The sequence below is a fragment of the Flavobacterium sp. UGB4466 genome (genome assembly GCF_903469665.1).
Taxonomy (GTDB): Bacteria; Bacteroidota; Bacteroidia; order Flavobacteriales; family Flavobacteriaceae; genus Flavobacterium; species Flavobacterium lipolyticum.
Map to the genome: position 1 here is coordinate 1 of NZ_CAGKLC010000159.1, position 6,865 is coordinate 6,865.

The window sequence follows — 6,865 nt, forward strand, 5'->3', positions numbered from 1 at the left end:
GTCAGTTCTGTATCCTCAAAGACTATGGCGATGTTATCCGGTGTCTTTGCAACCTGTTCTTCAATTAAATCTACAATTGTCTTGTCCTTCGGATAAGCTACTGTTGTATCATTAAAAGTGAAAAGCAGTTTGTGTTTCTCTTCTTCCGATATATAATCTATTTGTGCTATTTTCTCTTCAGGTTTTTCCAACAGCGCATTTAACAACTGTTTGTAATGTCTTATCAGTCCTTCAACCATCACCTTCTCATACACATCCGGGTTGTATACAAACTTTAAAGACAGGTAATCACCTATCTGTTGAATGGTAATTTCTATATCTAATTTTGATGTACTAAGGCTTTTATCAACGGTCTCATTTAATTCTTCATCTGATAATTCTACCCCTTCGATTCTATCCCAACTGTTTTGAATAGTAAGCATGACATCAAAAACTGCACTTCTGCTTATATCTCTCTGAAGCTCTAATTCATCTACCAATCGGTCAAAAGGATACATTAGATGACTATAGCTCTTTAAGGTATTCTCTTTTAAAGCTTGGTAAAATTCATGGAAGCTTTCTTCAGGGTTAACTTTATTTCTTAAAGCTAAGGTATTTACATAAAAGCCAATCTGGTTTTCCAGATCTGCATGATCTCTACCCGCTACCGGACTTCCTATGATGATGTCCTGCTGAGATGTATAGCGGTATAGTAACACCTTCCATGAGGCCAGTAAGCCCATAAAAAGACTGCCGCCATTCTCCTGGATATATCCCTTCAGTTTAGCTGTTGTTGCTTTGTCCAGATAAGTGGCTAAGCCATGACCGTTATAGGTCTTAACCTTCGGCCGCTGTTTGCTAGCCGGCAGATCCAGTAGGGGTAATTGTCCTGAGAGTTTGTCAAGCCAATACTCTCGATGAGCCTTAAACGACTCCTGATTCAATTGAGATAACTGCCAGGCTGAATAATCCTTGTACTGGATTCTTAATTCCTCCATTTCAGGTTCTTTTCCTGCCTTGTAGGCTTCATAATATCTGAATATATCTTTGGTCAATACCTCCATTGACCAGCCATCGCCAATAATATGATGCATGTTGTAATAAAATATATAATCATCTTCAGCTAACTGAAGTAAAGATATTCTCAATAAAGGTCCTTTTTCTAAATTATACGCACGGTAAGAATCGGCTACGATATAGGCTTCTGCTTTTTCTCTCCTTTCCGCTTCTTCTCTAAAGTCCTGATAGTCGATTTCAAAGCCCAACTCTTCCCTTTTCAGTATCCATTGTCTAATTTCTCCTGACTCCTCTTCCCTGAAGACGGTTCTTAAAATCTCATGACGATCTATTGTAGCATTTATAGCTCTTTTGAAGCTTTCAATTTCAATTTCTTGATTCAGGTAAGTAGGCTTTGATATATGATAAGCTAACGAACCTTCTTTAAATTGACTCAATACCCATAACCTGTGTTGGCCTGATGATAATTTAAATGGATTATTGCCCTCAACAGGCTTAATGTCCTGATAATCGGTATCGGTGCCATTTGCACTAAGATAAGCGATCAACTCTATTTTATTCTTTTTGATTTGCTCCAATAACGCATCAGATATCAAATCACCATTGTATTTGATCTTTAAGCTTCCTTGTTCAACTAACAAAAAAATTCCTTCTTTCAGTAATTTAGCGATTAATTTATCCATTATATTTCAAGTTCGTGTTCAAATTGTGTCTCTGCGCTCTTGCGTTTCATTAGACTAAACTCCAGCTTTGCATCAATTATCCTCCCTAAATCATGTATGTTTGTATTCTCAAGCATGTCATTAATTCTTAATTCAACATTTAATTTTTTATGAATTAAATTGACCATTCTCATTGCCCTTAATGAGTCCATACCTAAATCAAAAAAATTATCTTTAATTCCTATCTCTTTAATTCCAAAGTAGCTCTCAAACAGTGCACAAATATGCTGTTCCGTTTCTGTTTCAGGTGCTTTATATTCATCAGACAAAGCAAACCGCTCCTGAACTATCTGCACTTCCTCCGTTTCAACATTCAGGTCAACGTCCATCTTTCCAATAGCCTGGGTAAGGTCCCGCGTGAAAATAGAAAGACTTGGTATTCCATATTTCAGTATGCGGCGCAACACTTCAAGCCCTTCAGCATTGGTCAATCCATGCTTTAAATTTAATTCATTCCCATACTTCGCTTTATGAGCGAGGGAGGAGACTATAGCCATTCCTGTTTCCGACCAGGCATCCCATCCGATACTATATACCGGCAGCCCGTTGCTATTAGAGCGTGCAAAACTATCTTGAAAAATATTTGCTGTAGTATAGGCTACCTGACCAAAAGGAGCAGTTACTGAAGATACAGAAGAACAAATCACTAAAAAATCGGCAGCTGCTTTCCTGGCCATCTCATATAAACCAATCGTTCCGTAGATTTTTGAGGCAAAAACTTCTTCACTTTGTTCTCTTGTTCGATTTTGAATGATACCGGCATAATCCCCTATTCCTGCCGTGTGAAAAATCCCATCAATCTTTCCAAAATGCCCCTCGGCTTCACGCACCAACAACTCCATTTGACCAACATCTGAGACATCTGCGTTAAGGTAAATGACTTTCCCGCCTATTTCTTTTAGCCTGGAAGTGATAGCATCTGATTCAGGTTTCCTTCCTGTCAAAATAAGCTTCGCGTTATATTGCTTAAGTAAATATTCGCTAAATACAAAACCCATTCCGCCCATTCCACCGGTAATTAAATACACTCCTCCATCCTTTATCAGTGCTGGCAGATTTTTATCTGATTCCAATTTGACAGAATCATGAAATTGTGACCATCTCGTTGCCTGACGATATGCGATGTATGGCTCAGCATATTCTGTAATTATTTCATTGAACAAGTGGCACAATATTTCTTCTTGTTTATCACTTGGCTTAAAATCTATTAGTCTGCATAAAATTTTCTTGTACTCTTTAGGAATAGATAGAACAGAGCCTAAAATTGCTGTACGGGCAGGAATTTCGATATCTCCATCATTTACTCTTGCAGCAAAACTTGTAATCATATCTATACTTACCTGATGAAATGGGCTCACCTGTTCTATAGATCTGACTATGTTCAATAAGCTGTAATACCCAAGATCCAGATCCTCTACTGTAGATTGATAGGTAATTTCTTCTTGTTCTTTAGAAAAATTCCATAGATGAACAATCTTTTCAGGAAGAAGCGAACTTTCTGCCAGTCTTTCAATGAGTTTCAGATAGTTTTCTTCTTTTTTAAAATTCAATTTAAAGGTATAATCCTCTTTTTCTTCAAAATGAGTCCCCTGAATTACGCGGACAACCTTAACGTTTGTATTTTCTTTTATCCGGTTAATCAACAGTTCTGCCACTCCCTCATTATCACAAAATATCAGGTATGTAGATACATTTGCAGTCTGTCCGGTTATTGGTAATAATCTGGATCGTTTCCATGAAGATTCAAAGAACCAATCAGAAATATTTTCATTTTTTTGACCTGCACCCTTCAATAACGAGCCGGACAACATTTCCTCAAGAGCTGTTGCCATTGGGTATTTTGTTGGCTGGAAGCTATAGGTTGGCAGGGAAATTTTTTTCCTGATTTTTTCTTCCTCTAAACGAGCCCAGTTCAGGTTTATGCCTGATTCCCATAGACCTGAGAGTTTTTCCAGCATAAATAACATATCAGCTGTTTCTGTATTAGGATGCCTGATCAGCTGATGAACTTCTGATAATCCTGTTGCTTTAAAGTGCAAGCGTGCCAGCGTACTAAGCGTATTACCCGGGCCAACTTCTATCAAAATCGTATCTCCTTCCGATAATATACACTCTATCCCAGCAGAAAATTCTACGGTTCCTCGCAGGTGATCTGACCAGTAACTCTTTTTTAAATCACTGATATCAATTCTTTTACCTGTTACATTGGAGAGGTATGGAATTTTAGGCGTACCCAATTTTATTGAAGATGCAATGGAAGTGAATTCCTCCAGAACAGGATCCATCATCAGAGAATGTGAAGCGTGAGAGATGTATAAGATCCTTGAAAGAATCCCTTCCCTTTCAAAGCGCTCTCGAAGTACTGCTATCATTGAGGGTTCTCCAGACACTACACAACTCTCAGCAGTGTTGATTGCTGCTATGTCTACGCCTGGTACTAAATATGCCTTAACCTGTGCAGCAGGCAGGCCTACCGCCAACATATCCCCTTCAGGAAGATTCTGCACCAGTGCTCCCCGCCTAATAATCATCTTTAGCGCAGATTCTAAAGTGAGTACTCCACTAAAACAGGCTGCTACATACTCCCCTAAGCTATGCCCAATCATAATATCCGGCTTGATGCCATAATATTCCAGTTGCTTTGCCAATGCATACTCAAACATAAACAACAAAGGCTGCATGTTTATAGTCTCATTGATCAGATCACTTGAACCTGGTTGATCGGGGTAGATGATCTGCTTGAAATCTGTTGTACTTTCTTTCCTGGCAAGGCCGAAACAGTTGTCGAGTGTTTTTCTAAATACACTGTTCTTGTTTTCGTATAATCCCCGTCCCATATTCTCATACTGAGATCCTCCGCCTGAAAACATAAAGGCGATTTTCTTCTTACTAACCGGTTTCTTATTTGGTACAACGGACTTACTTTCCAGCAACTCAATTACCTCGTTTGTGTGCCCGGCAACAAATGCTGACCGATAGTCAAAAGTATGGCGCATCTGCAACGTCCAGGCTATATCAACAAAATCGAGTTCCCGATTTGCGATAAGGTATTTTTTTAACTGCTCTTGTTGTCTCGCCAGTGCTTCCGGGCTATTGGCTGACAGCGTTATTAGTTCGAAGGAAGGCTCTTTTACCGGACTTACTTCAAGCGGTGACTCTTCCAAAATAACATGGGCATTCGTTCCCCCTATTCCAAATGAGCTGACCCCGGCTCTAAGCGGAAATTTTTCGTTCTTCCATTCTTTTAATTCTGAATTAACATAAAACGGACTTTCTTCAAAATTGATCTCTGGGTTGGGAGATTTAAAATGTAAAGAAGGAACCAATTTTTTATTCTTTAAACACAAAACTGTTTTTATAAAACCAGCGACCCCTGCTGCTGTATCCAAATGCCCCAGGTTGCTCTTTACAGAACCCACGGCACAATATTTCTCTTTATTATTGTTAAAGGCCTGCGCCAAAGCCCGAATCTCTACCGGATCTCCCAGTTTCGTCGCTGTGCCATGAGCCTCAACATAAGATATACTTTCCGGAGCAACATTAGCCGATCTGTGGGCCATTTGAATCACTTCTGCCTGACCATTCACGCTTGGAGCTGTATACCCCACTTTTCTGTTTCCGTCATTATTTACCGCACTGCCTTTAATCACAGCATAAATCTGATCGCCATCTTTAATGGCATCAGCTAATCGTTTCAATACCACCGCTCCTGCTCCTTCTGAAACAACTGTACCACTAGCTTCTCTGTCAAATGTCCGGTTGTGTCCGTCTTTTGAAAAGATCATGTTTTCCTGATGCAAATACCCTGTTTCTTTTATGTTATTTTTTATCGATACACCTCCGGCAACGGCTATATGACTTTCTCCGGAAAGTAAACTTAGTACTGCCTGATGTATCGCTACCAAAGAGGTAGAACAGGCAGTATTTATGCTATGTACTGGTCCGCGCAAATTTAGTTTATGAGCAATCAGTGTATTCGAAAAATCTTTGTCACTCAAATTGTTTGCCTGAAACGGGTCAATTTTTCCATCATTCTTCAGCAAGCTATAAGCCTCCCATCTCAAATTGCTTCCTGCTCCAGCAAAAAGCCCTATCAAACCTTTATAGCTAAAAGGATCATAACCTGAATCCTCTAGCGCAGACCATACCACTTCATGAAAAACTCTCGTCTGTGGATCCATCAACTTTGCTTCATCGGACAGATAACCAAAAAAACCGGAATCAAAGCATTCTTTATTTTCTAAAACGGAACTGGCTCTGATATAAGCCTCGTTATTAAGCTGCTCGCTGGAAACACCATAAGAAAGTAATTCTTCCTTGCTGAAATGAGTAATGAACTCCTTACCCCTTATTAAATTTTCCCAGAATTCAAAAATGTTTTTGGCCTGCGGAACTTTAATAGACATCCCGATAACAGCAATTTCAGTCTCATATTCTTCTCTCTGGAATACTGAAGTCTGTTGAGCCAACTCTTCCCTGTCTTCTTCCGAACTATCCCCAGATAACACAGCTGCCTGTTGACGAATCGTACTAAATTCAAATAATGATGCCAATGGAAAGTCGTTGTGAAACTCTTTACCAATTTTTGATTTTAATGCAATCAACTTAATTGAATTACCTCCTGCATTAAAAAAGCCTTCATCTATTCCAATATTTTCCTTTTTCAATACTTCTTCCCATATCTTTACCAGCTTCTCTTCTATGTTATTACCTGGGGCCACATATTCTACTCCACTCTTTAGTCCCAGGCCTTCAGGATTCGGTAATGCTTTTTTGTCTATTTTACCATTGGCCGTTAATGGGATGGCCTCGAGTTGAACAAAATGTGCCGGAATCATATACTCAGGCAACGACTGTTTTAAATAAACTCTTAAATTACTTGTGTTTTGCTCAATATCAGAAACGATATACGCCACGAGTTCTTTCTCTGCTGACTCGTTCTCTCTGGCTAAGACTACTGCCTGACTTACAGCTTCATGTTTTACTAAAACATGCTCTATCTCTCCAAGCTCTATCCTATACCCTCTGAGCTTGACCTGGTCGTCTTTTCGGCCTATGAACTCGATGTTGCCATCGGGCAGCCAACGACCTAAATCACCTGTTTTGTACAAACGCTCTCCTGATTCAAATGGATTCGCTATAAATTT

The 6,865-nt window shown here is 39.4% G+C and carries 2 protein-coding genes; both read right to left on the reverse strand.

Annotation, left to right across the window (positions count from 1 at the left end):
• Positions 1-1,679: condensation domain-containing protein (locus tag JO950_RS20740; RefSeq protein WP_237732407.1), on the reverse strand; the 1,679-nt coding region annotated here is incomplete at its 3' end.
• Positions 1,679-6,829, reverse strand: a complete 5,151-nt coding sequence (locus JO950_RS20745; protein WP_237732408.1) for a type I polyketide synthase — start codon at positions 6,827-6,829, stop codon at positions 1,679-1,681. The genes JO950_RS20745 and JO950_RS20740, both read right to left, overlap by 1 nt.
• Positions 6,830-6,865: the final 36 nt, after the last annotated feature.